1 protein-coding gene is annotated in these 605 nt (G+C 36.9%); it reads right to left on the bottom strand.

Annotated elements, in window-relative coordinates; translation table 11 throughout:
• Positions 1-605, bottom strand: a 605-nt coding sequence (locus H3001_RS19210) for an IS4 family transposase (RefSeq protein ID WP_181215805.1), incomplete at both ends; no start/stop codon positions are given.

Raw genomic sequence — 605 nt, 5'->3', positions numbered from 1 at the left:
GATAGCCACATATATTTGAATTCTGACTGCATTCTCAGAGTTCCCCCAAAAGGATTTTACTCGAAGATGCTGCTTTAAAAATTTGAAGAACAGCTCCACTTTCCATCTGTTTCTATAAAGTAAAGCTATGTCAGAAGCCTTCAAATAGAAATTGTTTGTATAGTAGGTAAAGGTTCTGTTCATTTCAGGAGAGTAGTAAACTATACGTCTTATTTCAGAAGGATAATTCGTACAGTTTCGTTTTCCTGTGAATCTTATAGTTTGATCTTGCAAGACATTATCAGTGCCTTCAAGCACATCTTCACCTGCTGTGATCTCATATTTAGGTCTGCGTTTTTCTCTTATCACAAAGAATGAACTTACTTCGTTAATGTGATAAAGACGGCGCAAATCAAAATATCCTCTGTCGAATATGTAACAGGCAAACGGTTCATATGCTATACTATCCATGGCATTTACATCATGCACTACTGCATCTGTAATCGTGAATGAAGTGGAAATTTCAGTTCTAATATCCAACTGGGTATGGACTTTGATGCCAGACTTTGTACTCCTGAATCGGGCCCAATCATACAATGACAGGCATAAGTCTATTGTTGTTGAAT

Origin of the sequence: Phocaeicola faecicola, from assembly GCF_013618865.1 — a bacterium.
In the GTDB taxonomy this organism is placed as follows: Bacteria; Bacteroidota; Bacteroidia; order Bacteroidales; family Bacteroidaceae; genus Phocaeicola; species Phocaeicola faecicola.
Note: the sequence above shows the minus strand (reverse complement) of the source record. Positions and strands in the feature narration are given on the sequence as shown.